The organism is Mesorhizobium sp. CU3, from assembly GCF_006442965.1.
GTDB lineage: Bacteria > Pseudomonadota > Alphaproteobacteria > Rhizobiales > Rhizobiaceae > Mesorhizobium.
In genome coordinates this window covers 63,878-88,011 of sequence record NZ_VFWX01000007.1, presented here as the reverse complement: position 1 = coordinate 88,011, position 24,134 = coordinate 63,878, and the positions used below count along the sequence as shown (strand labels likewise).

24 protein-coding genes are annotated in these 24,134 nt (G+C 63.9%); 14 read left to right on the top strand and 10 right to left on the bottom strand.

Features of this window, described 5'->3' with window-relative positions:
* Positions 1 to 55: 55 nt before the first annotated feature.
* Positions 56 to 805, top strand: a complete 750-nt coding sequence (locus FJ988_RS12630) for a COG4280 domain-containing protein (protein WP_140818053.1) — start codon at positions 56 to 58, stop codon at positions 803 to 805.
* Entirely contained in the window at positions 802 to 1,017 is a 216-nt protein-coding gene (locus tag FJ988_RS12625; protein ID WP_140818051.1) for a hypothetical protein, read from the top strand. Before FJ988_RS12630 ends, FJ988_RS12625 begins: the two co-directional genes overlap by 4 nt.
* On the opposite strand, the gene FJ988_RS12620 is transcribed toward FJ988_RS12625, so the two are convergent.
* Positions 1,018 to 1,650 carry an isoprenylcysteine carboxylmethyltransferase family protein gene (locus FJ988_RS12620; protein ID WP_140818048.1) on the bottom strand — a complete coding sequence of 211 codons (633 nt, stop codon included), beginning with the start codon at positions 1,648 to 1,650 and terminating at the stop codon, positions 1,018 to 1,020.
* A 222-nt stretch (positions 1,651 to 1,872) separates the two neighbouring features.
* Between FJ988_RS12620 and FJ988_RS12615 the strand changes: the two genes are divergently transcribed.
* From FJ988_RS12615 to FJ988_RS12600, 4 genes are all read left to right on the top strand, one after another.
* On the top strand, positions 1,873 to 2,130 hold the full coding sequence (locus tag FJ988_RS12615) for a hypothetical protein (RefSeq protein ID WP_140818046.1): 258 nt from the start codon (positions 1,873 to 1,875) through the stop codon (positions 2,128 to 2,130).
* A 28-nt stretch (positions 2,131 to 2,158) separates the two neighbouring features.
* Entirely contained in the window at positions 2,159 to 2,944 is a 786-nt protein-coding gene (locus FJ988_RS12610) for a hypothetical protein (RefSeq protein ID WP_140818044.1), read from the top strand.
* Positions 2,945 to 3,073: 129 nt separating this feature from the next.
* Positions 3,074 to 3,751: a winged helix-turn-helix domain-containing protein gene (locus FJ988_RS12605; protein WP_140818042.1), complete on the top strand. Its 678-nt coding sequence runs from the start codon at positions 3,074 to 3,076 to the stop codon at positions 3,749 to 3,751.
* A gap of 6 nt (positions 3,752 to 3,757) precedes the next feature.
* Entirely contained in the window at positions 3,758 to 5,137 is a 1,380-nt protein-coding gene (locus tag FJ988_RS12600) for a HAMP domain-containing sensor histidine kinase (RefSeq protein ID WP_140818039.1), read from the top strand.
* A 4-nt stretch (positions 5,138 to 5,141) separates the two neighbouring features.
* On the opposite strand, the gene FJ988_RS12595 is transcribed toward FJ988_RS12600, so the two are convergent.
* Positions 5,142 to 6,008, bottom strand: a complete 867-nt coding sequence (locus tag FJ988_RS12595; RefSeq protein WP_140818037.1) for a helix-turn-helix domain-containing protein — start codon at positions 6,006 to 6,008, stop codon at positions 5,142 to 5,144.
* A 107-nt stretch (positions 6,009 to 6,115) separates the two neighbouring features.
* On the opposite strand from FJ988_RS12595, the gene FJ988_RS12590 reads away from it, so the two are divergent.
* The 5 genes from FJ988_RS12590 to FJ988_RS12570 all read left to right on the top strand — a co-directional run bounded on the left by FJ988_RS12590 (position 6,116) and on the right by FJ988_RS12570 (position 12,550).
* Positions 6,116 to 7,384: an ABC transporter substrate-binding protein gene (locus FJ988_RS12590; RefSeq protein ID WP_140818035.1), complete on the top strand. Its 1,269-nt coding sequence runs from the start codon at positions 6,116 to 6,118 to the stop codon at positions 7,382 to 7,384.
* A gap of 269 nt (positions 7,385 to 7,653) precedes the next feature.
* Positions 7,654 to 8,514, top strand: coding sequence for a carbohydrate ABC transporter permease (locus FJ988_RS12585; protein ID WP_140818033.1), 861 nt, complete (start codon positions 7,654 to 7,656; stop codon positions 8,512 to 8,514).
* A gap of 13 nt (positions 8,515 to 8,527) precedes the next feature.
* Complete coding sequence (locus tag FJ988_RS12580) at positions 8,528 to 9,364, top strand: carbohydrate ABC transporter permease (protein ID WP_140818031.1); 837 nt, start codon at positions 8,528 to 8,530, stop codon at positions 9,362 to 9,364.
* Positions 9,365 to 9,376: 12 nt separating this feature from the next.
* A complete protein-coding gene (locus FJ988_RS12575; protein WP_140818029.1) occupies positions 9,377 to 10,462 on the top strand; it encodes an ABC transporter ATP-binding protein in 1,086 nt (361 codons plus the stop codon).
* Between the two features lie 54 nt (positions 10,463 to 10,516).
* Entirely contained in the window at positions 10,517 to 12,550 is a 2,034-nt protein-coding gene (locus tag FJ988_RS12570) for an aldo/keto reductase (protein ID WP_140818027.1), read from the top strand.
* A 200-nt stretch (positions 12,551 to 12,750) separates the two neighbouring features.
* Here FJ988_RS12570 and FJ988_RS12565 read toward each other — a convergent pair whose 3' ends face one another.
* Entirely contained in the window at positions 12,751 to 13,038 is a 288-nt protein-coding gene (locus FJ988_RS12565; RefSeq protein ID WP_140818026.1) for a GIY-YIG nuclease family protein, read from the bottom strand.
* Between the two features lie 206 nt (positions 13,039 to 13,244).
* The gene (locus FJ988_RS12560; RefSeq protein ID WP_140818454.1) at positions 13,245 to 13,673 is read right to left on the bottom strand and encodes an Lrp/AsnC family transcriptional regulator; all 429 of its coding nucleotides are present in this window, start codon (positions 13,671 to 13,673) and stop codon (positions 13,245 to 13,247) included.
* Between the two features lie 121 nt (positions 13,674 to 13,794).
* Here FJ988_RS12560 and FJ988_RS12555 point away from each other — a divergent pair, with 121 nt between their 5' ends.
* Positions 13,795 to 14,898: a saccharopine dehydrogenase family protein gene (locus FJ988_RS12555; RefSeq protein ID WP_140818024.1), complete on the top strand. Its 1,104-nt coding sequence runs from the start codon at positions 13,795 to 13,797 to the stop codon at positions 14,896 to 14,898.
* Positions 14,899 to 14,926: 28 nt separating this feature from the next.
* Here FJ988_RS12555 and FJ988_RS12550 read toward each other — a convergent pair whose 3' ends face one another.
* From FJ988_RS12550 to FJ988_RS12530, 5 genes are all read right to left on the bottom strand, one after another.
* Positions 14,927 to 15,811, bottom strand: coding sequence for a glycosyltransferase (locus tag FJ988_RS12550; RefSeq protein WP_181183516.1), 885 nt, complete (start codon positions 15,809 to 15,811; stop codon positions 14,927 to 14,929).
* A 125-nt stretch (positions 15,812 to 15,936) separates the two neighbouring features.
* Complete coding sequence (gene lpdA, locus FJ988_RS12545; RefSeq protein ID WP_140818018.1) at positions 15,937 to 17,334, bottom strand: dihydrolipoyl dehydrogenase; 1,398 nt, start codon at positions 17,332 to 17,334, stop codon at positions 15,937 to 15,939.
* 265 nt (positions 17,335 to 17,599) lie between these two features.
* The gene (locus FJ988_RS12540) at positions 17,600 to 18,892 is read right to left on the bottom strand and encodes a dihydrolipoamide acetyltransferase family protein (protein ID WP_140818016.1); all 1,293 of its coding nucleotides are present in this window, start codon (positions 18,890 to 18,892) and stop codon (positions 17,600 to 17,602) included.
* Between the two features lie 17 nt (positions 18,893 to 18,909).
* Entirely contained in the window at positions 18,910 to 19,923 is a 1,014-nt protein-coding gene (locus FJ988_RS12535; RefSeq protein ID WP_140818014.1) for an alpha-ketoacid dehydrogenase subunit beta, read from the bottom strand.
* A gap of 2 nt (positions 19,924 to 19,925) precedes the next feature.
* Positions 19,926 to 21,158, bottom strand: coding sequence for a 3-methyl-2-oxobutanoate dehydrogenase (2-methylpropanoyl-transferring) subunit alpha (locus FJ988_RS12530; protein WP_140818012.1), 1,233 nt, complete (start codon positions 21,156 to 21,158; stop codon positions 19,926 to 19,928).
* 529 nt (positions 21,159 to 21,687) lie between these two features.
* On the opposite strand from FJ988_RS12530, the gene holA reads away from it, so the two are divergent.
* Positions 21,688 to 22,731 (top strand): DNA polymerase III subunit delta, encoded by a 1,044-nt coding sequence (gene holA, locus FJ988_RS12525; protein ID WP_140818009.1) that lies wholly within the window; start codon positions 21,688 to 21,690, stop codon positions 22,729 to 22,731.
* A 172-nt stretch (positions 22,732 to 22,903) separates the two neighbouring features.
* Complete coding sequence (locus FJ988_RS12520; RefSeq protein WP_140818007.1) at positions 22,904 to 23,191, top strand: GIY-YIG nuclease family protein; 288 nt, start codon at positions 22,904 to 22,906, stop codon at positions 23,189 to 23,191.
* A 128-nt stretch (positions 23,192 to 23,319) separates the two neighbouring features.
* Here the strand turns inward: FJ988_RS12520 and FJ988_RS12515 are convergent, their stop codons facing one another.
* Positions 23,320 to 24,126, bottom strand: coding sequence for a DUF2182 domain-containing protein (locus FJ988_RS12515; RefSeq protein ID WP_140818005.1), 807 nt, complete (start codon positions 24,124 to 24,126; stop codon positions 23,320 to 23,322).
* Between the last annotated feature and the right edge of the window lie 8 nt (positions 24,127 to 24,134).

Genomic DNA, 24,134 nt, shown 5'->3' with positions numbered 1-24,134 from the left:
GGAATTGCATAGAAGCAGATAGCCAGGTGAGCCCGCCGATTCAACGGAAGCCCGAATGAACGATCTGTCACCCATTCTGTCCACCGTGACGGCGTCGTTCCTGGCGTCCTTCGTCGAAGTGGTCGAGGCCTTCACCATCGTGCTGGCTGTCGGCGTCACGCGCGGCTGGCGCCCGGCGCTGACGGGGGCGGCCCTGGCGCTCGCCGTGTTGGCAGCGCTGGTGCTCGTTTTCGGGCCGCTGCTGGCGCTTGTGCCAATCACCGTGCTGCAATTCGTCGTCGGCGTGCTCTTGATCCTGTTCGGCATGCGCTGGCTGAGGAAAGCCATCCTGCGCAGCGTCGGCGTCATTGCGCTACATGACGAAGCGCATGCCTTTTCCGAGGAAACAGCCACCTTGCAGCGGCAGGCCGACGACCGCCGCGCCGACTATCTGGCCGGCGTGGCCTCGTTCAAGGCGGTGCTGCTCGAAGGTGTCGAAGTGGTGTTCATCGTCATTGCCGTCGGCGCCGCGCATGGGCAGACGCTTTATGCAAGCCTCGGCGCGCTGGCGGCCTTCGTGCTGGTGATGCTGATCGGGCTCGCCGTGCACCGGCCGCTGACGCGCGTCCCGGAAAACGCCCTCAAATTCGTTGTCGGGCTGATGCTGACCAGCTTCGGCATTTTCTGGACCGGCGAGGGCCTTGGCGCCGAATGGCCGGGCGAGGACCTGGCCTTGCTTGGCATATTCGCGATCGTGGCGCTGGCGTCCTTCGCCATCGTGCGCTGGCTGCGCGGCGCCTATCCGGCCGAGGGAGCCGCTCGATGACCATAGTCCGCATCATTATCAAAGAGCTCGGCGGCATGTTTGTCGATGACGGCAGCTTGGCGCTGCTGGCTTTGATCCTGATCGCGCTGGTCGCCGCGGCGGTGAAGCTCCTCGCACTGCCGCCGCTGATCGGCGGCTTGCTGCTGCTCGCCGGCTGCCTGGCAATTCTCCTCGATAGCGTGCGGCGTGGGGCGCGCGACAAGGCGCGCTGATCAGTAAACGGTGAAAAGCGTCGGCAGGGCACCACTCGCGCGGAAATACTCGACCGTCTCGATGACCGGAAACAGCGCCAGGAAATAGAGGCCGTCGCAAAACGTGCTCTTCAGCGCGCGCGTCGAAAAGAGCCACTGGTCCTCGTCGCGGTAAAGCAGCGGGTTCGGCCAGAAGCGCGGCGTGCGGTCGGCATAGGCCGTGTAGACGGCGCCGAACTTGCCGGCGAGGTACTCCGCCTCCTTGCCCGCGGTGAAGCGGAAGACCGCGTAGCTTGCCAGGCCCAGCATCGCTGCGGCCAGCGCCGAGCCGAACATCAGCCCGATGCCGACAGCGCCGACGGTCGAAAAGAAGTAGAGCGGGTTCCGGGTCATCGAGAAGGGGCCGGACACGATCAGCTCGTCATTCTTCCTGCCGCCGACGAAAAGGATGCTCCACAGCCGGCCAAGGAAGCAGATCAGCACCATCGCAAACCCGATCGTCTCCACGATTTCATGCCCGTTCGAGCCTTCGGCCAGGGCCGGCCTGCTGAACAGAAGCAGGATGACGGCAAACACGGCGGCCGCCTGCACGACGATCAGACGCTTGTCCTGGTCGAACGCCTTCGGTGCCGCTTTCAGGGACGTGTAAGCCATTCTTTTCTCACGCTCCGGTGCCGACAGGGGACGCCGAGCTTTCTCTAGCTCTTCCACCGCGCGATGACGAGGCCAGGCGAACGTTTTTGACCGACCTTACGAAATTGTAAGCGCGCGGACAGGCTGCGGTGAATTTGCCTGCCTAACTTCACGATCGCCTCACGGAATTTTGAGGCGACCCGAACAGGAGCCGAACACCGGCCCAAACATCAGGATAAAGTCATGAACAAATTTGCCTTTGCCTTCGCTTTTGCCGCTGTCGCGATCGTCACTCCGCTTGCTGTGGCCATTGCCGCCCCGACGCCTTGCGAGACCGCGCTGAAGGACCTGCGCGCCGCCGAGGCCAAGGCGACGCTGAACGATGCCGACAAGAACAAGGTTTCCGAGCTGGAGACCAAGGGCATCGAGCGCTGCAATGCCGATGACGACAAGCGCGCCGACGACTTCTTCGCCCAGGCCATGAAGATCATCGGCAAGTAATCGCCAGAGACCGGAGTTGGACATTGCCATGACCGCAATCATCAACGAACACGAGTCCGAACTGAACCGGGTTCCGGAAGTCACCGTCGATTTCTGGCTGATCAAGGTCATGGCGGTGACCATGGGTGAGACGGCGGCCGACTATCTGGCCGTCAATCTCGGCCTCGGCCTCACCACCACCTCGCTCATCATGACCGGCGTCCTTGTCGCCGCCCTTGTCCTGCAATTCGCCCAGAAGCGTTATGTGCCCTGGGCCTACTGGCTGGCGGTCGTGCTGATCAGCATCGTCGGCACTTTGGTCACCGACAACCTCGTCGACAATTTCGGCGTGCGGCTGGAAACGACGACGATCGTCTTCTCCATCGTCCTCGCGCTGACCTTCGTGGCCTGGTATGCGAGCGAAAAAACCTTGTCGATCCACACCATCTTCACCATCAGGCGCGAGATCTTCTACTGGCTGGCTATCTTGTTCACCTTCTCGCTCGGCACGGCCGCCGGCGATCTCGTCGCCGAACGCTTCGACATGGGTTACCTCACCACCGGCCTCATCTTCGGCGGCGTGATCGCGGCGATCGCCCTCGCCTACTTCTTCCTCGGCCTGAACGGCATCCTTGCCTTCTGGCTCGCCTATATCCTGACGAGGCCGCTCGGCGCCTCCTTCGGCGACCTGCTTTCGCAGCCGGTCGAATATGGCGGCATGGGCTTCGGCACCACCTTCACCAGCCTGGCCTTCCTCGGCTGCATCGTGGCCATCGTTCTCTATATGACGCTGAAGGACATCATTGATGAAGATGATCATGCCCTTCTCGATTGAGGCGTTTTCGGTAAGGATGGGCGTTCCCTGTCAGCGATGGTATGGCCGGCGGCCGGCCAAGAAAAAGCCGCACCCGGCGCTACCATGCCGGCGGGATTGAGGCAGCAAAGGGTGGGACCGCACTGGGCAATGCGACTTCTGCTTGTTGAGGACGATGCGAGAACCGCCGACTATATCGTCAGGGGACTGACCGAGGCCGGCCATGTCTGCGACCAGTTGCGCGACGGCCATGACGGTCTCTTTGCCGCGACCCGCACCGCCTATGACGTGATCATTGCCGATCGCATGGTGCCCAGCCTCGACGGCCTGTCGATGATCAAGGCGGTGCGCGCCGCCGGAGTCCGCACGCCGGTGATCTTCTTGACCTCCATCGGCGGCGTCGACGACCGCGTCGAGGGGCTGGAAGCGGGCGGCGACGACTATCTGGTGAAACCCTTCGCCTTTTCGGAATTGCTTGCCCGCATCCATGCGCTGGGACGGCGGCCGACGGCGCCCGAGCAGAAGACCAGCCTGCGCGTCGCAGATCTCGAGATGGACCTGATCCAGCGGCGTGTTACCAGGCAGGGCCAAGCGATCGACCTGCAGCCGCGCGAGTTCAGCCTGCTCGAAGTGCTGATGCGCGGCGAGGGCCGCGTCATCACCCGAACCATGCTTCTCGAGCGCGTCTGGGACTTTCATTTCGACCCCAAGACCAGCGTGGTCGAGACGCATATCAGCCGGCTGCGCACCAAGGTTGACAAGCCTTTCGACGTGCCGCTCATCCACACGATCCGCAACACCGGCTACAGCCTGCATGCACCGAGCTGAGGCCGCATGAACGGACCGCGCGCCAGCCTGCTGCGCAGCACGCCGTTCAGGCTGGCGCTGACCTTCGCCTTCCTGTTCCTGCTCGCCTTCATCCTCTCCGGCGCGATCGTCTATCAACTGATGAGCGCCGAACTCGCCAAGCAGCTCGATCGGTCGATCAAGGAAACCTACGCCCTGATCGCCGCGACCTATGCCGAGAGCGACGAGGAGGATCTTGTCGCCACCGTCAGGGACCATGCCCAGTTCAGCCAGGACAGCGACCAGATCTTTTCCCTCACCGACCATAGCGGCAACCGCCTGGCCGGGGATTTCGCCGCCACGGACCTGCCGGACGGGTTCTCGATGTTCACCGCTGCCTTGCCTGGTGTGCCGCCCGGCACGGAATATCGCGCCTACTCGGGCAGGGTCGGCGACAACAATTTGACGGTCGCCTTCTCGCTCTCGGAAACCGAGGAGCTCGAGACCATCATCCTGATGAGCTTCGGCTGGGCGACGCTGTTCATCACCGGCCTGGCGATCGCCGGCGGCGCGGTGCTTGCCTCGCGGGTCCAACGGCGTCTCGACGCGATCGCCGACACAATGGTCGAGGTCTCCCACGGACGGCTCGGCGCCCGCATCCCGCTGATCGGCAATGGCGACGACATCGATGCGGTCTCCGGCCAGGTCAACGCCGCCCTGGAGCGCCTGTCGGCGCTGGTCGACGGCATGCGCGAGGTCAGCGCCAACATCGCCCATGATCTGAAGACGCCGCTCAACCGCCTGCAGATGATCCTGGAATCCGCCGCCGACAAGACTGCCGCCGGCAAGGACGTTTCGGGCGAATTGACCGACGCCCGCGCCGAAAGCCTGCAGATCAACGAAACCTTCGACGCGCTGCTGCGCATCGCCCAGATCGAGGCTGGCGCGCGCAAGGCGCGTTTCGTCGATGTCGATGTCGGCCATGTCGTCGAGACCATTGGCGAGGTCTATGCCGACGTCGCCGAGGATGACGGGAAGTCACTTTCGACAAAGCTCATTCCGGGTACGAAATGGTATATCCACGGTGACCGTGACTTGCTTATGCAAATGCTCGCCAATCTGGTCGAGAATGCGCTGAGGCACTGCCCACCCGGCACCACGATCGAACTCGCGGCCACCGGGCAAGTCGATCGTGTAGTGGTGCATGTCCGCGACAATGGGCCTGGCATTCCGGCCGAGGAGCGCGAAAAGGTCTTTCGCCGGCTCTACCGGCTGGATTCCAGCCGCACGACGCCGGGCAGCGGCTTGGGCCTCAGCCTCGTCAAGGCGGTCGCCGACCTGCACGGCGCCACGATTTCGCTGGAAGACCGCAATCCCGGCCTCGACGTGATCGTCAGCTTTCCGGCGGTGAAGCCGCCTTCCCCTTAAGGTGCTAGCGAATGCCCGCCCGGCGAAAGTCCTTGGGCGACATGCCGGCGAGCTTGCGGAAGGATTTGTTGAAGGCGCTGAGCGAGCCGAAGCCTGAATCCATGGCGACGCGCAGCACATTGGCGTCCTCATGCATCAAAAGCGCCTGCGCGTAGCTCAGCCGCAGGAGATTGACATACTCGTTGAGCGTCATGCCGGTCGACTTCTTGAAGATGCTCATGGCGTATTTCGGGTGGATCTCCGCCGCCGCCGCTATGTCGACGCAGTCGATCTCGTAGAGGAAATTCTCGGCGATGAAATCGCACATGCGCCCGACATTGCGCGACGACTGCTGGTCGAACGGGCCGCCGGCCACCTGGCCGGTAGATGCGCCGGAGACCAGATCGTAGGGCTCGAAGCGCACCCGCTCCAGCCTGAGCAGCAATTCGTTCACCGCATGCTCGGCCTTCACCGCGTCGCCCGATCGCGCGTAGCTGTTCCAGCGCTGGAAATTGTGGTCGTCGGACTGGTCGGTCGCCGACGTCACCAGCGTCGCGCCCGTCATCAGCCGGTGGCGGACATCCGCCGGCAGATGCAGCCGGAAGAAATGCACCAGCGGCAGATGCGCGCCGGCATAGACGGCGTCGTCGGAAAGATCGTCCATCTGATGCGGCAGGCCGCCCCAGAACAGGCACATCTCGCCGGCCGTCAGCGCGATCTCGTGATCGTTCATCAGGTAATGCACGCTGCCGCGAACGATGAAATTGACCTCGACCTGCGCGTGCCAATGCGGCTTGAGCATCACCAGCGGCTGCGTGTGGAACATCTGCAGCATCAGCGGCATGCCTTCCACGCTGCTGGCGCCAGGCTGGTAAAACGGCCGATCCGGCATCTTACTTTCCGCCAATTTTCTTTTCCCTTTGTCCGGGACAAGCCTTCCGCCTTGCCTAATTTAGGCACGCTCACTGTCAGAGAGCAAATGAAATGGGAGGAGTTTCAATGCGCAAGACACTGGCCTGCGCCGCGCTTATGCTTGCCCTGGGCTCCGGCCCGGCGCTCGCGCAATCCGGCGAAATCACCATCTGGAGCTGGAACATCGCCGCCTCGTCGCTGAAGGCGACGGTCGCCGGTTTCAACAAGAAATATCCCGATATCAAGGTCACGGTTCAAGACCTCGGCAACCAGCCGACCTACGACAAATCGATCGCCGGCTGCGCCGCCGGCGGCGTCGGCCTGCCCGATATCGTCTCGATCGAGAATGGCGAGGCGGAGAACTACTGGAGCCAGTTCCCCGACTGCTTCGTCGACTTGCACACGCTGGGCTATACGGCGGATGACCAGAAGAAATTCCCCGATTTCAAGCGCACCGAGCTCGAGGTCGGCGACAAGGCCTACGCCATGCCATGGGATTCCGGTCCGGTCGCGGCCTTCTACCGCCGCGATTTCTACGAGAAGGCCGGCGTCGACCCGTCCTCAATCAAGACCTGGGACGATTTCATCGCCGCCGGCAAGAAGATCCAGGCCGCCAATCCCGGCGTGTCTATGACCAATGCCGATTTCAACGGCGACACCGAATTCTTCCGCATGATCTCCAACGAGCAGGGCTGCGCCTATTTCGCCGATGACGGCAAGTCGATCACGGTCAACCAGCCGAAATGCGTCGACAGCCTGGCCAAGGTCAAGGAGATGAAGGACGCCGGCATCGTGTCTTCGGCCGACTGGTCGACCAAGATCACCAACAACACCGCCGGCACCGTCGCGACCCAGGTCTATGGCGGCTGGTACGAAGGCACGATCCGCACCGAATCGCCCAAGGAAAGCGGCAAGTGGGGCGTCTATCTGATGCCGAGCCTGACCGCCGACGGCCCGCGCGCCGCCAATCTCGGCGGCTCTTCGCTCGCCATCACCTCGGCCTCGAAGAACAAGGAGGCGGCCTACGCCTATCTGAAATACACGCTGGAGACCAATGAGGGACAGATCACCATGCTGAAGGATTTCGGCCTGGTGCCCTCCCTGATCTCGGCGCTCGACGATCCTTACGTCTCGCAAGGCCTGGAATACTGGGGCGGCCAGGCGGTGTGGAAGGATATCCTCGCCACTCTGCCCAAGGTCGATCCGAGCCGCGGCACGCAGTTCCAGAGCGACGCCGAGATCATCGTGCGTGCCGTCCAGACCAAATATCTGGCCAACGGCTATCCGGACGCCAAGGCCGCGCTCGACGACGCCGCCAACCAGATCGCCGCCGCCACCGGCCTGCCGGTGAAGTAAGCGCGGTTTCCCCTTCTCCCCTTGTGGGAGAAGGTGGATCGGCGCGACAGCGCCGAGACGGATGAGGGGTGTTCCAGCGGAGTGAGACGCTGGCTTTCCCTGGAGCACCCCTCATCCGGCCGCTTCGCGGCCACCTTCTCCCACAAGGGGAGAAGGTTAAGACAGGGCGGCGCCGACATCGACAATTGGCGCCGCTCCAGCAAACTCAAAGTCTGATCAACACCGCGCCCATGAGAAGGCGCACCCAACAATCGGAAAGGAGGAGGACGATGCGCTACCGGAACGCCACCGCGTATCGCTTCCTCACGCCTTATCTGTTGATCTTCGCCATCTTCTGGATCTGGCCGATCATCTCGTCCTTCATCATCTCCTTCCAGGCGACCCGCACCGTGCCGTGGCGCTTCGCGCCGACCTTCAACTGGGGCCGCCTGATCGGCGACCCCGCCTTCTACAACGCGCTGAAGAACACGCTGCTGATCCTGGTCATCCAGGTTCCGGTGATGATATCGCTGGCGATCGTCATGGCGGTGCTGCTGAACTCGCCGCTGTTAAAAGCCCGCGGCCTGTATCGCTTTGCCTTCTTCGCCCCGGTCGTCGTCGGCGAGGTCGCCTATTCGGCGGTGTTCCGCCTGATGTTCAGCCTCGATTTCGGCATCGTCAACAAGCTGCTCGATAGCGTCGGCCTGTCCAAGATCGACTGGTTCTCCAACGTCACGCCGGCCATGGCGGTGATCATGATCGCGGTCACCTGGCGCTGGGCCGGCTACAACGCCATCATCCTGCTTGCCGGCCTGCAATCGATCCCCGACGACGTCTATGAAGCGGCGACGCTCGACCGCGTCAGCAAGCTCAAGCAGTTCTTCTACATCACCTTGCCGCTCTTGAAGCCCGTCATCGTCTTTTGCGCCGTGCTGTCGATCATCGGCACCATGCAGCTCTTCACCGAGCCGTTCCTGATCACCGAGCGCGGCGGTCCGGGCGGCGGCACCGAGACGCTTGGGCTGCTGCTCTATCGCCAGGGCTTCCGCTCGCTCAATTTCGGCTACGCCTCGGCCGTCGCCTACACCATGGCGGGCCTGGCCATCGCCATCACCTTGGTGCAGCTCTGGCTGACGAGGGATCCGAAATGAGGGGGGAGCCGAAATGACCTCGCGCTCGCAGGCACGGCTCGGACGCAGCATTGCGCTGCATCTCTTCCTCACGCCGCTGGCGCTGATCTGGCTGTTCCCGCTGTGGATGATGGTGGTTTTTTCCACCATGCCCGACAACGGCATCTTCAGCCCCGCCATCGAGATGCTGCCGCACGACTACTTCCTCGAGAACGTCAACAATTTGCAGCGCGACACCAATTTCATCGGCGCCATCGGCATTTCGGTCGGGGTGGCGGTGACCTACACCTTCCTCTCGGTGCTGCTCACCTCGATGGCCGGCTGGGCGCTGGCCCGCTACGAGTTCATCGGCAAGGGCGGCGTGGTGGCGATCATATTCGGCACCATCACCTTGCCCTATGCGGTCGTGCTGATCCCGCAATTCATCATGGTGGCGCGCGACTTCGCCTTGGCCAACACCTGGATCGCGCTGATCGTGCCGCCGCTGTTCAATTCGCTGGGCGTGCTGTTCATGCGCCAGGCCTTCTCGATGATGCCGGCCGAATTGTTCGACGCCGCACGCGTCGAGGGCGTCAAGGAATGGCGCATCTTCCTCTTCGTCGCGCTGCCCCTGGCCAGGCCGATGCTGGCCGCGCTTGCCATCATCCTCTTCCTCGCGTCGTGGAACAATTATCTCTGGCCGCTTCTGATCAACAGCCAGCCCGGCGCGATGACCGCACCGGTGGCGCTGGGCACGCTGGTCGGCCTGACCAAAGTGTCCTGGGGCGGCATCATGGCAGGTGCGGTCATGCTGACGGTGCCCATGCTCGTCGTCTTCGTGCTGTTGCAGCGCCATTTCATCGCCGGCATCGCCGCCGGCGCGGTCAAGTAGGATAGGAGCGCAATGGCCGCCGTCACCCTCACCAATGTTGTAAAACGCTTCGGCGGCTTCGAGGTCGTCCACGGCGCCAACATCGATATCGCCGATGGCGAGTTCGTCGTCTTCGTCGGCCCGTCCGGCTGTGGCAAATCCACTTTGCTCCGCATGGTCGCCGGGTTGGAGGATATCAGTGGCGGCGAGATCGCCATCGGCGGCAAGGTGGTGAACGATGTCGAGCCGGCCGACCGCGGCGTCGCCATGGTGTTCCAGTCCTACGCGCTCTACCCGCATATGACGGTGGAACAGAATCTGAGCTTCGGCCTCAGGATGAACGGCAATCCGAAGGCCGATACCGAACGCCGGGTCAAGCGCGCCGCCGAAATCCTGCGCATCGACGAATTGATGCAGCGGCGGCCGAAGCAACTGTCGGGCGGCCAGCGCCAGCGCGTCGCCATCGGCCGCGCCATCGTGCGTGAGCCGCAGGTTTTCCTCTTCGACGAGCCGCTGTCCAACCTCGATGCCGAGCTGCGCGTGCAGATGCGGGTCGAGATCTCGCGCCTGCACAAGGAGCTCGGCGTCACCATGATCTATGTGACGCATGACCAGACCGAGGCGATGACGCTGGCTGACCGTATCGTCGTGCTGAAGAGCGGCAATGTCGAGCAGATCGGCGCGCCGCTCGATCTCTACGACGATCCCTCCAACCGTTTCGTAGCCGGCTTCATCGGCTCGCCGAAGATGAATTTTCTCAAGGGCAAAGTCACCGAGATATCCAACAGCGCCGCGATCATCGAACTCGTCAATCATGGCGGTGCCAAGTTGCGAAAACCGCTCGGCCAAGAGTTGCCGGCGGTTGGCGCCGAAGTCGTACTCGGGGTCCGGCCGGAGCATTTCTGCGAAGCGGGCGAGGGCGATTGCGACATTCCGGTCAAGGCCGACGTCGCCGAGCATCTCGGTTCCGTGAGCTATGTCTATGCCAACGCCGGACCCGAGGAGCTGGTCATCGAGCGCGAAGCCTCGCGCCAGCGCGCCGGCGACGACCATTTCACCGTTTCGATCAAGGCCGAGCGTTCGCTGCTCTTCGACAAGGCGGGCGCGAGGATTCGCTGAGTTTCTTGTCCGCCCGCTTCCCAAGACGTGGCGGCGATCCATGGAGTATTCGATATGACATCCGCATCTGGAAAAATCCGCTGGGGCATTCTCGGGCCGGGCAGCATCGCAAAATCCTTTGCCGGCGGCGTGGCCCAGTCGCGCACCGGCGAACTGGTCGCTTTGGGCGCTCGCAATCCAGGCAAAGCCGGGCTTGCCGAGACGTTTCCCGGGGCGCGCATCCTTGACGGCTATGAAGCGCTGCTCGCCGACAAAGACGTGGACGCGGTCTACATTTCGATCCCGCATCCCGGCCATGCCGAATGGGCGATCAAGGCCGCCGAAGCCGGCAAGCATGTGCTGTGCGAAAAGCCGCTGGCGCTGACCGCCTTCGAGGCCGACGCCATGATGCATGCGGCGCGCAAGGCCGGCACTTTTCTGGGCGAGGCCTTCATGTACCGGCTGCATCCGCAGACGAGGCAACTGGTCGAGCTGATAAGGTCGGGGGCCATCGGTGAAATCCGCATGATCAAGTCTAGCTTCGGCTTCGCCATGCCGGGCTTCATGCCGGAGCACCGGCTCTACGCCAACGATCTCGCCGGCGGCGGCATTCTGGATGTCGGCGGTTATCCGGTGTCGATGGCGCGGCTGATCGCCGGCGCCGCGACCGGCCAGCCCTTCGTCGAGCCGGACAAGGTTGTCGGCGCGGCGCATCTCGGCCAGTCCGGCGTCGACGAATGGGCTTCGGCGCTGCTGCACTTCCCCGGCGGCATCGTCGCCGAAGTCTCCTGCAGCATCTCTCTCAACCAGGACAATGTGCTGCGCATCCTTGGCACCAAGGGCAACATCGATGTGCCCGATTTCTGGTTCGCCGGTGGCAACCGCGATGTCGGGCCGGGTCGGATCGACGTAATCCGGTCCGGCGGCACACGCGAGACGGTCAGCGTCAACGAGACCCGCCATGTCTATTCCTTCGAGGTCGACGCCGCCGGCGAGGCGATCCTTGCCGGCCGCCAGGAATTCGCCTGGCCGGGTATGTCCTGGGCCGACAGCCTGGGCACGCTGCGCGTGCTCGACAGATGGCGCCATGCCGTCGGGCTCGAATACGGCATCGAGAAGCCGGCTAAGCGTGTGGCCACGATCTCTGGCCGGCCGCTTCGGACAGATGGCAAGTCGATCGCCAAGCGCGACATTCCCGGCCTGCCGAAACCTGTGTCACTTCTGGCGCTCGGCTTCGAGGATTTCCGCACCTTCTCCTCAGGTTCGATTCTGCTCGACGCCTTTTTCGAAGCCGGCGGCAATCTGTTCGACACCGGCTTCGTCTATGGCGCCGGCTATACCGAGGCGCTGCTCGGCCAGTGGCTGAGAAATCGCGGCGTGCGCGAAAAATCGGTCATCATCGCCAAGGGCGCGCATTCGCCGCTCTGCTATCCCGACGTCATCGGCAAGCAATTGGCGCAATCGCTCGACCGGCTGCAGACCGACCATGTCGACATCTATTTCATGCACCGCGACAATCCGGACGTGCCGGTCGGCGAGTTCGTCGACGCCATGGACGCAGAGGCCAAAGCTGGCCGCATCCGCGGCCTGTTCGGCGGCTCGAACTGGACGATGGAGCGCATGGATGCCGCGATTGCCTATGCCGAGAAGAACGGCAAGCAGAAGCCCGGCGCGCTCTCCAACAATTTCTCCCTGGCCGAGATGCTGGAGCCGATCTGGGCCGGCTGCATCACCTCTTCGACCGACGCCTGGAAAGCCTGGCTGACGAAGCGGCAAATGCCCAACTTCGCCTGGTCGAGCCAGGGCCGCGGCTTCTTCACCGACCGCGCCGGCCGCGACAAGCAAGACAATGAGGAGCTGGTGCGGGTCTGGTACTCGGAGAAAAACTTCGGCCGCCGCGACCGCGCCATCGAGCTGGCGAGACGGCTTGGCAAGAGCCCGATCCATGTCGCGCTGGCCTTTGTGCTGGCGCAGCCCTTCCCCTCGGTTCCGCTGATCGGCCCGCGCACGCTGGACGAGCTGGAGGACAGCCTGAAGGCGCTGGATATCAAGCTGACGCCGGAAGATGTGGCGTGGCTGGATGAGGGGCCGGAGAGGAGGAGGGCCTAGGGGGCGACGCCGGAGATTGGCGAAACCCGCCGCGACGGCCAATCTCCCCCCTTACGGGGGAGATGCCTGGCAAGGGCAGAGGGGGTGCTGTCCCGCTAGCCTTTCCTTCGTCATTCTAGGGCGGAGCAAGGAGCGAAGCGACGCGCGCAGACCCTAGAATCCATGCCGTGACGCATGAGCGTCGCAGCGGTGCAGAACGATCACCAGCCAATTCCGCGAAAGAGCTCGAACCATTCCGGATTGGTCTTCTCGATCAATTCAACTTTCCATCGGCGCGGCCAACGCTTCAATGACGTCTCACGCTGGATAGCATCAGCGATGTCGAAATATTCCTCGTACCAGACCAAACGCTGCACCCCGTAGCGGCTGGTGAAGCTGGAGCCTTGGCCGGTCTTGTGCTCTGGCATCCGTCGAGCAAGGTCGTTGGTGACGCCGATATAGATCGTGCCGCCCTTCCGGCTTGCGGTCATGTAGACGTAGCCGGTCATCGATTGATGTTAGCTGGCCTTGTTACAGGTGACCATTCTGCACCGCTGCATCCTACGGCCAATGTCACGGCATGGATTCTAGGGTCTGCGCGCGTCGCTTCGCTCCTTGCTCCGCCCTAGAATGACGAAGGATAGGTCGCCGCTTCACGCGCAAAGGCCCCTCTGGCCTGCCGGCCATATCCCCCGCAAGGGAGGAGATCGGCTAATCACCGATCCACCCGCGTCGACAGGATAATCGACGACGACGTCCGTTCCACCCCGTCCATCGACCCGATCCTATCCAGCAGCGCGTCCAAATCCCTGATCGACGGCGCGTCCACAATAACGATCATGTCGAAATTGCCGCTGACCGAATGCACTGTCCTCACTGGCGGCATCGCTTCCAGGCTGCGCACCACCTTGTCGGCGAGCTTCGGGGTGACGGTGAGCAGCACATGCGCCTTGACCAGTCCCTGCTCATAATCGGCCGACAGCCTGACGCCATAGCCGGCGATAATGCCGCGCTGCTCCAGCCGCTCGATCCGGCTCTGCACCGTGGTGCGCGACACGCCGAGTTTTCGCGCCAGCTCGGCGGTCGAGGCGCGCGCATTGGCACGCAAGAGCGTGAGCAGGGCCTGTTCGGCTTCAGTGATCATTTCGACGAGACCTGTCGGCATATTGCTGAGAATGGTGCTTCGTTTCGTACAGTTCCACGCTTCCTTTCGACAGGCAAGCTGCGATGATTCCGGGTAACTCGAAATGCCAGGGGTATTGATCATGAAGAACATCGTTGTCGTCGGCGCCGGAAAGATCGGCTCGACCATTGCCGAGATGCTGAGCGCCACGGGCGACTATCGCGTCACCCTCGTCGACCGCTCGGCCGCCCAGCTCGCCGCCGCCGAACTGCCGGACGGCGTCGCGACGCAGGAGCTCGACATCGCCGCCGCCGGCGAGCTGGAAAAGATCCTCGCCGGCAAGTTCGCGGTGCTGAGCGCCGCGCCTTTCCATCTCACCACGCGCATCGCCGAAGCGGCGGCGGCCACCGGCGTGCATTATCTCGACCTCACCGAGGACGTCGTCTCGACCCGCCGGGTGAAGGAGCTGGCGCGCGGAGCGAAAAACGCCTTCATCCCGCAATGCGGCCTGGCGCCGGGCTTCATCTCGATCGTCGCCAACGATCTCGCCAGCCGTTTCGACACGCTGGAAAGCGTGCGCATGCGCGTCGGCGCGCTGCCGCAATATCCGTCCAACGCGCTGAACTACAATCTGACCTGGAGCACCGACGGCGTCATCAACGAATATTGCGAGCCCTGCGAGGCGATCGTCGAAGGCGAGCTGATCGAGGTGCCGCCGCTGGAAGAGCGCGAGGAATTCTCGCTCGACGGCGTCACCTACGAGGCCTTCAACACCTCCGGCGGTCTGGGCACGCTGGCCGAGACGCTGAAGGGCAAGGTGCGTACGCTGAACTACCGCACCATCCGCTATCCCGGTCACGCCGCGATCATGAAGGCGCTGCTCAACGACCTCGGCCTGCGCCACCGTCGCGACGTGCTGAAGGACATTTTCGAAAGCGCTTTGCCGTCGACGCTGCAGGACGTGGTCATCGTCTTCGTCACCGTCTCGGGCCGTCGCAACGGCCGCCTGCTGCAGGAAACCTACGCCAACAAGATCTATTCGCAGCGCGTCGGCGGGGTTGTGCGCAGCGCCATCCAGATCACCACCGCTTCCGGCATCTGCGCCGTGCTCGACATGCTGGCCGACGGCTCGCTGCCGGCGAAGGGTTTCGTGCGCCAGGAAGACATTGCGCTGGACGCCTTCCTGGCTAACCGCTTCGGCCGCGCCTATGCACAACACGAGATGGTAAGTCGGCTCGCGAGCTGAGCAGATTCGCGCCACGCCGCCGCTGGCATTACTTACGCAGGATCAGCGGCTGACCTGAGACAAACCGCATGAGGTTTCCGAAGGTGCGCGAAGCCTTTGCGGTTCGCCCCACAGGCGAAGCCGCGTCGCCCTTCGCGACAGGGACCGCCGGCAGCTTGGGAGAAAAGCCCGGCCGGCCCACGGAGAAGGAAGGCGTATCAATCGGCTTGCCCCTGAGGCTATTGGCGGCGTTGTTGTCATGCACGACGATGCACCACAGGGCGCCGTGTGCAGTCGCGACGACGGTGTTGTAGCGGGCCGACATCTTTTGATGATGATCGCTGTAGACGCCCTTCATCACCGGCGACCTCTTCTCGACCAGGGCGCCGAATGCCGACGCGACAAAGTCGTGCTGGGTGTAGCGGCCGGTCGCCACGTCGAAATTCTGTCCCTGCGGGAAGGCGATGTAGAGAGGCTGTTCGTCGACCGCGCCCTTGGCGATCTCCCTGCGCGCATAGTGGTCGACCCGCTCCATGAAGCCCGGCGCCAGCGCATCGTCGCTGTCCAGCCGCACGACGCAGACAAAGTCGGCGTCCGTGTCGGCTTGGACGAGCGCATTGAACCGAGCATTGTGAATCTCGCCCGGCCGCACCAGCACCGGCCGTACGTCGATGCCGGCGACACAGTCGCAAACCATGCGCATGTAATTCTCATGCGTATCGGCATCGAACGCGACCAGCACAGTGAAGTCTTTCATCGACTGGTTTTCCAGTGACGGCGCGCAATAGTTGTCGAACAGCGCCAGCCGCTCGACCAGCCAGACAGGATCGAGATTGGCCCGACCCGTGCCGTTCCATCGGCTCGGCTTGAAGCCGGTCGGCGCATTGTACCGGATCGCAATGTATTTCTTCAGCTCCATGCAGCGCAAAGACACCAGCATGGTCCGATATGCAACCTAAAGCGCGTCGCGCAGAGGCGGATTCAGGCGACGCGCTTTAGGTCATTGTTTTCATGCATGTCGTTGCCGCAAAACCGCTGCACACTTTTGCGCGACATGCATCAGATATGCAGCGCGTGGCCCAGCGCCTTCAGCGCCGCTTCCTGGAACGCCTCGCCTTGCGTCGGATGCGCGTGGATGGTGCCGGCGATATCCTCCAGCCGTGCGCCCATTTCCAGCGCCAGGCCGAAGGCCGCCGCCAGTTCCGACACGCCCTGCCCGACTGCTTGGATGCCGAGCACCAGATGATTGTCGGCACGAGCCACGACGCGGATAAAGCCGTCCTCGCCCTGCCTAGTCATGGCGCGGCCGTTGGCGGCAAACGGGAACTGGCCGATCTTGATCTCGCCGCCGAGCGCCTTCGCCTCTTCCGGCGTGAGCCCGGCGGTGACCAGTTCGGGATCGGTGAAGCAGATCGCGGGAATAGCGCGCTTGTCCCAGCTTCTTTTGTGGCCGGCGACGATCTCGGCCACCATCTCGCCCTGCGCCATCGCCCGATGCGCCAGCATCGGCTCGCCGGTGACGTCGCCAATGGCATAGATGCCGCGCATCGAGGTGCGGCACTGGTCGTCGATGCGGATGAATTTGCCGGCCATGTCGAGGTCGATCTGCTCCAGACCCCAGCCTAAGGTGAGCGGCTTGCGGCCGACGGTGACCAGGATCCTGTCGGCGGCGACCTTGGCGCTCTTGCCGTCGGCCGTCTCGACCAGCAGCGCGTCGCCCTTGGTCGACAGCCCCTTGGCCTTGGCGCCCGTCATCACCTCGACGCCAAGCTCGCCGAGCCGCTTCAGCACCGGCTTCGTCAGGTCGGCATCGTACTGCGCCAGCACCCGCGGCAGGGCTTCGACCACGGTGACCTTCGATCCCATCTTGGCGAACGCCATGCCGAGCTCCAGCCCTATATAGCCGCCGCCGACGACGGCGAGCCTCTGAGGCATTTCGCGGAGCGCCAGCGCCTCGGTCGACGAGATGACCGCTCCGCCAAAGGGCAGGAACGGCAACTCGACAGGCGCCGAGCCGGTGGCGATCACCACGAACTCCGCGCGGATCACCTGCGTTCCCGTCTCGGTCTCGACCTCGACGGTCTTGCCGTCGCGGAACGTCGCCCAGCCCTGCACGATCTTGACCTTGGCCTTCTTCAGCAACCCGGCGACGCCGCCGGTCAGCCGGCTAACGATACCGTCTTTCCAGGCGACGGTTTTTGCCAGGTCGAGCGTCGGCGCGCCGACCTCGATGCCGAGCGGATCCTTGCCGCCGGCCATATGCGCGATCTTGGCGAACTCTTCAGCCGCATGGATCATCGCCTTGGACGGGATGCAGCCGACGGTAAGGCAGGTGCCACCCGGCTTTGCCGCTTCGACGATCACCGTATCGATGCCGAGCTGTCCCGCCCGGATGGCGCAGACATAGCCGCCGGGGCCGGCGCCGATGACGAGCAGCTTGCAGGAGATTTCTTTCATGGGGTCACCTCGATCGGTCGCCATGCCTGGGTGCCGTATCGCCTGGGTTGGAGATTTGCCGAGGCGCTCGTGCCTTCGTCATTCCAGGGCGGAGCAAGGAGCGAAGCGACGCGCGCAGACCCTGGAATCCATGCCGTGACGTTCGAGCTTTGCAACGGTGCGGAATTCTGCGCCGCTGCGACCGTCGTCGTCGGGCACGGCATGGATCCTCGGGTCAAGCCCGAGGATGACGAAGGTGCGGGGGCAACGTCCCTCTCCATCCCCATCAATCCACGAAAATCAGCGCAGGCGTCTCGAGCAGCGCCTTGATGCGCTGCACGAACACCGCTGCATCCCAGCCATCGATGACGCGGTGGTCGAAACTGGACGACAGGTTCATCATCTTGCGCGGGATGAACTGCGTGCCGTCCCATACAGGCCGCACCATCATCTTGTTGACGCCGACGATCGCCACCTCCGGGTAGTTGATGACCGGCGTCGTCGCCACGCCGCCCATGGCGCCGAGAGAGGTGATGGTGATGGTCGAGCCGGAAAGCTCGTCTCGCGTCGCCGTGCCCGACTTCGCCGCATCGGCCAACCGGTTGACTTCAGCCGCACTGTCCCAAAGGTCGCGCGCTTCGGCATGCTTGACCACCGGCACCACGAGGCCGTTCGGCGTCTGCGCGGCGATGCCGATATGGATGCCTTCATGCTGGTGGATGATGCCGGCATCGTCGTCGAACAGCGCGTTGAGATTGGGCTGGTCGGCGATCGCCTTCACCATCGCCCGCATCAGGAAAGGCAGCAGCGTCAGCTTCGGCCGATCCGCGCGCTTCTCCTTGTTGAGGGCCGCGCGCAATTCTTCCAGCGCCGTGACGTCGATCTCCTCGACATAAGTGATATGCGGGATGCGCGACTTCGCCAGCGACATCTTCTCCGCGATCTTGCGCCTGAGACCGACGACCTTGATGTCCTCGACACCGTCCTTCTGGGCGAGCCCGGTCGCGCGAGCCGCTTGCGGACCCCGCGCCAGAAAAGCCTCGATGTCCTCATGGCCGATCCGCCCGGCCGGGCCGCTGCCCGCGACCTGGCGAAGATCGATGCCGGCCTCCTTCGCGCGCAGGCGGACAGCCGGCGAGGCCAGCGGCTTTTCGCCTTCGGCGCGCGGCGCGGCGGAAGCGGAGGCGGGACGCTTCGGCGCGGCAACGCTCGTCTTCGGCGGCTCCGCCGGCTTTGGCGCTGCTTTTGCGGCAGCCGGCGCCGGCTTTGCCTCGACCGGCTTAGCCGGCGCTTTCTCCTCGGATGCGGGCTCGGCGGCGGTCTTCACATTGCCTTCGCCGGCTACTTTCAGCCGCACGATCGGCGAGCCGATCGCCACCGTGTCGCCGATCTCGGCGCCCAGCCAGAGGATCTCGCCATCGACCGGCGAAGGGATCTCGACCGTCGCCTTGTCGGTCATGACGGCGGCCAGCACCATATCCTCGCGCACGAGGTCGCCGACCTTGACGTGCCATTCGACAAGCTCGGCCTCGGCGACGCCTTCGCCGACATCGGGAAGCTTGATGATGTGTTCGCCCATGTCAGGCCTCCCCCACTCTATGCTTCCAATGTTTCGATGAGCGCACGCCCGACCCGTGCAGGGCCCGGGAAATAGTCCCACTCCTGCGCATGCGGATAGGGCGTGTCCCAGCCGGCCACCCGCGCCACCGGCGCTTCGAGATGGTAGAAGCAGTTCTCCTGCACCAGCGAGACCAGCTCGGCGCCGAAGCCCGAGGTCAGCGTCGCCTCATGCACGACGACGCAGCGCCCGGTCTTCTTGACCGAGGCGACGATGGCGTCGAGGTCGAGCGGCAAGAGCGTCCTGAGATCGATGATCTCGGCGTCGATGCCGGTCTCTTCGGCCGCGGCCTGTGCGACATAGACCATGGTGCCATAGGCGAGCACGGTGACCGCCGATCCCGGCCGCCGGATCGCCGCCTTGCCGAGCGGGATGGTGTAATGGCCGTCGGCCACTTCGCCCAGTTCATGCTTCGACCAGGGCGTCACCGGCCGGTCGTGATGGCCGTCGAACGGGCCGTTGTAGAGCCGCTTCGGCTCGAGGAAGATCACCGGATCCGGATCCTCGATCGCCGCGATCAGCAGGCCCTTGGCGTCATGCGGATTCGACGGCACGACGGTCTTCAAGCCGGACACGTGCGTGAACAAAGCTTCGGGGCTCTGGCTGTGCGTCTGGCCGCCGAAGATGCCGCCGCCGGTCGGCATGCGCACCACGATCGGGCAGGTGAAATCGCCATTCGAGCGGTAGCGCAGTCTAGCTGCTTCCTGCGTCAGCTGGTCGTAAGCTGGGTACATGTAGTCGGCAAACTGAATCTCGACGCAAGGCTTCAAGCCATAGGCCGCCATGCCGATGGCCGAGCCGACAATGCCGGATTCGTTGATCGGCGCGTCGAAACAGCGGCTGCGGCCATATTTGGCCTGCAGCCCCTGCGTGGCGCGAAAGACGCCGCCGAAGAAGCCGACATCCTCGCCATAGACGACAACTTTGCTGTCGCGCCCCATGGAAACATCCATGGCGTCGCGGATCGCCTCGATCATGGTTTTTCTGGGCATCGTCAGACCCCCGCCTGTTGGCGCTGACGCCTGAGATGCGGCGGCATCTCTTCATAGAGCCCTTCGAACATGTCGCGCGTCGACGGCTTGCCGCCGGCATGCAGCGTGCCGTGGCTTTCCGCTTCCTTCTGCGCCGCGATCACCGTCTCCAGGATCTCGGCCTCGGCCTGGGTGTGGCGCTCCTCCGACCAGACACCCCGGTGGATGAGATGGTTCTTCAGCCGGATGACCGGATCGCCGAGCGGCCAGGCGTCGGACTCGGCTTTCGGCCGGTAGGCCGACGGATCGTCCGAGCTCGAATGCGCGCCGGCGCGGTAGGTGACATATTCGACCAGCGTCGGCCCGAGATTGGCGCGCGCCCGCTCAGCCGCCCATTTGGCCACCGCATGGACGGCGAGATAGTCGTTGCCGTCGACGCGCAGCGCCGGGATGCCGAAGCCGAGGCCGCGCGCGGCGAAGGTGCCGGAGCCGCCGCGCGCGATGCCCTGGAACGTCGAGATCGCCCACTGGTTGTTGACGACATTGAGGATGACCGGCGCCTTGTAGGTCGAGGCGAACACCAGCGCCGAGTGGAAATCGGATTCGGCGGTCGAACCGTCGCCGATCCAGGCGGCGGCGATCCGAGAGTCATTCGAGATCGCCGAGGCCATCGCCCAGCCGACCGCCTGGATATACTGCGTCGCCAGATTGCCGGAGATCGAAAAGAAGCCGTGCTCCTTCGAGGAATACATGATCGGCAGTTGCCTTCCCTTCAGCGGGTCGGCCTCGTTGGAATAGATCTGGTTCATCATCATGACCATCGGATAGCCGTCGGCGATCAGCAGCCCGGCTTGCCGATAGGTCGGGAAGTTCATGTCGCCAGGGGCCAGCGCCTTGCGGAAGGCGCAGGCCACCGCCTCTTCGCCCAGATGCTGCATGTAGAACGAGGTCTTGCCCTGGCGCTGCGCCATCTGCATGCGGGCATCGAAGGTCCTGAGCGTCATCATGTGGCGCAGGCCTTCGAGCAATTCCTCGTCGGTGAGCAGCCCTGCCCATGGACCGACCGCCTCGCCGGCGCGGTTGAGCACGCGGATGATGGAGAAGGCCATGTCGCGGATGCTGCGCGGATCGACATCGATCTCCGGCCGCGGCACCGAACCGGCCTTGGGGATGGTCACATTGGAGAAATCGGGCGTACCGCCGGGCCGAACCTCCGGCTCGGGCACATGAAAGCGCAACAGTCCAGCATCGGCCATGAGCTAATGTCCTCCAATGTTGCCGGTGCGATATTTGCACATCCGCGCCGTGTGACCAGTGCCAATTCGCCGGGTCTGGGCACAGCCGTCCTCCCGACCGTCGGCCCTCCGGCACGCAGGCGCCAAGATGCAGATATGGCGGCGAAATTTCTTGTCGATGTTTTCGCGCCGCGCGCAATTTGGCGGAAGTTTAGGAGGCGATTGCCGCCAGATAAGGTAAGTGAGATAGGCGCGGTGGCCGAAGCAGCTAATCTCCCCCCTCGTGGGGGAGATGCCCGGCAGGGCAGAGGGGGGCGTGACAGAACGCTACCTCTCCGTTGTCGTTTTTGGAGGCTAGCAAGGATTCTGAGGGACGCGCGCGCACCAGCAGCCGATGCGTCGATCGGTGCTAGGGATTATGCATCGATACGCTGGCGGGACAGCGCCTCCCTCTGGCCTGCCGGCCATCTCCCCCACAAAGGGGGAGATCACGCTCGCTGCCGCCGCTTCTCCGTTCACTCCGCCACCGCCCCATGCTAACTCACCCCTCATGGCACAGAAGAAGGGATACGAGGTCGATTCGTGGCTGGCGAAGCCGGACCCGTCCATGGCGATCGTCCTGCTTTACGGCCCCGACCGCGGCCTCGTCGCTGAACGCGCCAAAAGCTTCGCGACGAAGACCGGCCTGCCGCTCGACGACCCGTTCTCAGTGGTCAAGCTCGACGGCGCCGAAGTCGACCGCGACCAGGGCCGCCTGCTCGACGAAGCGCGCACCGTGCCGATGTTTTCCGACCGGCGGCTGCTTTGGGTGCGCAATGCCAGCGGCCAGAAGGCGCTGGCCGACGACGTCAAGGCGCTGACCACCGAGCCCGCGCGCGACGCCATCATCCTCATCGAAGCCGGCGACCTGAAGAAGGGCGCGGGCCTGCGCACCATCGTCGAGGCCGCGGGCAACGCGATGGCCTTGCCCTGTTATGCCGACGAGGCGCGCGACCTCGACACTGTGATCGACGACGAGTTGCGCAAGGCCGGCATGTCGATGACGCTGGATGCCCGCCAGGCGCTGCGCCGCAATCTCGGCGGCGACCGGCTGGCCTCGCGCGGCGAGATCGAGAAGCTGGTGCTTTTCGCGCATGGCCAGAAAGAGATCGGCGTCGACGACGTCAACGCCTTGTCCGGCGACGTTTCCGGCGCCTCCTTCGACGACGCGGTCGATGCCGTCCTCGACGGCAAGGTCGGCGACTTCGACATCGCCTTCACCCGGCACTGCCAGTCCGGCGGCCATCCTTTCCTGGTGCTGTCCTCGGCGATGCGGCAGCTGCAGGCGATCCAGGTGATGCGCGGCCAGATGGAGAGCGGCGGCCGCAACGCCGCTTCGGTCGTCGCCGGCGCCCGCCCGCCGGTCTTCTTCTCGCGCCGCAAGCTGGTGGAAAAGACGCTGGAGCGCTGGAACACGGATGCGCTCGGTCGCGCGCTGGGGCGGCTGCAGACAGCGGTGCTGCAGACGCGCAAACGGCCGGACCTGTCGGAAGCGCTGGCAAGACAGGCGCTTCTGGGGATCGCCATCGAAAGCGCGAGGCTGGCGCAGAGGTAACCGTGTGGCCAATCTCCCCGGGTGGATAGGGTGCGACCTATCCTTCGTCATTCTAGGGCGGAGCAAGGAGCGAAGCGACGCGCGCAGACCCTAGAATCCATGCCGTGACGCTGGCCGTAGAACGCAACGGTCCAGAATGGCCGTTGGCGATAACGACAGGTACGATCGTAACATGACAGGTTACGTCTACATGACCGCAAGCCAAAAGGGCGGCACGATCTACATCGGTGTCACCAACGACCTTGCTCGTCGCATGCCCGAGCACAAGACCGGCCAAGGCTCCAGCTTCACCGGACGCTATGGTGTGCAACGTCTGGTCTGGTACGAGGAGTATTTCGACATCACTGACGCCATTCAGCGTGAGACATCATTGAAGCGCTGGCCACGGCAATGGAAAATCGAACTGATCGAGAAGACCAATCCGGAATGGTTCGAGCTCTTTCGCGGGATTGGCTGGTGAGCGTCCTGCACCGTCGCGGCGCAAAAACGTCACGGCATGGATTCTAGGGTCTGCGCGCGTCGCTTCGCTCCTTGCTCCGCCCTAGAATGACGAAGGGTAAGAAGGCGATCCGAACGCCGCCTTTCCGCTCAGTTCATCATCATCTGGTCCATCGGCATCGTTGCGTCCATCGGTTGGAAGGTTGGCAGCGCTTGCGGAAACACCAGCACCGCCGCGCCGTAAAGAAGCAGGGCGACACCCGACACTTTTGCTATCCGCTCTCCATACGGGAGGGTCTTCTCTGCAAAGACCAGCAACGAGACCACCGCCATCGCCGCGACGTTCATGATCCCGAGCGGAAAGAGCGCGAGAAACAAGAGCCAGCAGCAGCCGGCGCAGAAGAGCCCGTGCTGCAGGCCCATCCGCACCGCGCCCCACCGGCCGTCGCGCCACGAGGTCAGGATGAAGCCGATCGGCGTCCGGCATTTGCCGAGGCAAATATCCTTCAACGGCGAGAGCTGATAGGCGCCAGCCACCATCAGCAGCGCGCCGCCGATGCGCGCGGCCGTCGCAGCGGACAGTCCGGCATGCGCCGCGATCAGCTCCGCGCCGGCCGCGCCGGCAAAGGCGAGTCCGCCCATGGCGCCCCAAAGCAGCATGTAGGCGGCCACGAAAACCCAAGTCGAGACAAAAGCCTCGCCGCGCTCTTGTTTGCCGGCTTGCACGCGATGAAACGTCAGGATCATCGGCGCGGCCGTCGGGAACATCATCGCAACCATCATGACCATCCAGACGGCGAGAAACAGCGGCGCCTTCATGCCCATGGTCGGCGAGTACATCGCCATGCCCATATCCGCGGCGATGCCGAACTGTTCCCGGATCAGCAGCGTCCACGCCCCCGCGGCCACCGCGATCAGCAGCGCGAGGATGATGTTTCGCTGCGACGTCAGCTCCATGGATGCCC

What these genes read in the sequence shown, in the direction of transcription:
- FJ988_RS12595 (WP_140818037.1), bottom strand. Translation starts at nt 6,008, where the DNA reads ATGCCGGATCGGCCGTTTTACCAGCCTGGCGCCAGCAGCGTGGAAGGC.
- FJ988_RS12570 (WP_140818027.1), top strand. Translation starts at nt 10,517, where the DNA reads ATGACATCCGCATCTGGAAAAATCCGCTGGGGCATTCTCGGGCCGGGC.
- FJ988_RS12605 (WP_140818042.1), top strand. Translation starts at nt 3,074, where the DNA reads ATGCGACTTCTGCTTGTTGAGGACGATGCGAGAACCGCCGACTATATC.
- FJ988_RS12520 (WP_140818007.1), top strand. Translation starts at nt 22,904, where the DNA reads ATGACAGGTTACGTCTACATGACCGCAAGCCAAAAGGGCGGCACGATC.
- FJ988_RS12620 (WP_140818048.1), bottom strand. Translation starts at nt 1,650, where the DNA reads ATGGCTTACACGTCCCTGAAAGCGGCACCGAAGGCGTTCGACCAGGAC.
- FJ988_RS12540 (WP_140818016.1), bottom strand. Translation starts at nt 18,892, where the DNA reads ATGGGCGAACACATCATCAAGCTTCCCGATGTCGGCGAAGGCGTCGCC.
- FJ988_RS12615 (WP_140818046.1), top strand. Translation starts at nt 1,873, where the DNA reads ATGAACAAATTTGCCTTTGCCTTCGCTTTTGCCGCTGTCGCGATCGTC.
- FJ988_RS12625 (WP_140818051.1), top strand. Translation starts at nt 802, where the DNA reads ATGACCATAGTCCGCATCATTATCAAAGAGCTCGGCGGCATGTTTGTC.
- FJ988_RS12530 (WP_140818012.1), bottom strand. Translation starts at nt 21,158, where the DNA reads ATGGCCGATGCTGGACTGTTGCGCTTTCATGTGCCCGAGCCGGAGGTT.
- FJ988_RS12565 (WP_140818026.1), bottom strand. Translation starts at nt 13,038, where the DNA reads ATGACCGGCTACGTCTACATGACCGCAAGCCGGAAGGGCGGCACGATC.
- lpdA (WP_140818018.1), bottom strand. Translation starts at nt 17,334, where the DNA reads ATGAAAGAAATCTCCTGCAAGCTGCTCGTCATCGGCGCCGGCCCCGGC.
- FJ988_RS12560 (WP_140818454.1), bottom strand. Translation starts at nt 13,673, where the DNA reads ATGATCACTGAAGCCGAACAGGCCCTGCTCACGCTCTTGCGTGCCAAT.
- FJ988_RS12515 (WP_140818005.1), bottom strand. Translation starts at nt 24,126, where the DNA reads ATGGAGCTGACGTCGCAGCGAAACATCATCCTCGCGCTGCTGATCGCG.
- FJ988_RS12575 (WP_140818029.1), top strand. Translation starts at nt 9,377, where the DNA reads ATGGCCGCCGTCACCCTCACCAATGTTGTAAAACGCTTCGGCGGCTTC.
- FJ988_RS12630 (WP_140818053.1), top strand. Translation starts at nt 56, where the DNA reads ATGAACGATCTGTCACCCATTCTGTCCACCGTGACGGCGTCGTTCCTG.
- FJ988_RS12585 (WP_140818033.1), top strand. Translation starts at nt 7,654, where the DNA reads ATGCGCTACCGGAACGCCACCGCGTATCGCTTCCTCACGCCTTATCTG.
- FJ988_RS12580 (WP_140818031.1), top strand. Translation starts at nt 8,528, where the DNA reads ATGACCTCGCGCTCGCAGGCACGGCTCGGACGCAGCATTGCGCTGCAT.
- FJ988_RS12610 (WP_140818044.1), top strand. Translation starts at nt 2,159, where the DNA reads ATGACCGCAATCATCAACGAACACGAGTCCGAACTGAACCGGGTTCCG.
- FJ988_RS12555 (WP_140818024.1), top strand. Translation starts at nt 13,795, where the DNA reads ATGAAGAACATCGTTGTCGTCGGCGCCGGAAAGATCGGCTCGACCATT.
- holA (WP_140818009.1), top strand. Translation starts at nt 21,688, where the DNA reads ATGGCACAGAAGAAGGGATACGAGGTCGATTCGTGGCTGGCGAAGCCG.
- FJ988_RS12600 (WP_140818039.1), top strand. Translation starts at nt 3,758, where the DNA reads ATGAACGGACCGCGCGCCAGCCTGCTGCGCAGCACGCCGTTCAGGCTG.
- FJ988_RS12590 (WP_140818035.1), top strand. Translation starts at nt 6,116, where the DNA reads ATGCGCAAGACACTGGCCTGCGCCGCGCTTATGCTTGCCCTGGGCTCC.
- FJ988_RS12535 (WP_140818014.1), bottom strand. Translation starts at nt 19,923, where the DNA reads ATGCCCAGAAAAACCATGATCGAGGCGATCCGCGACGCCATGGATGTT.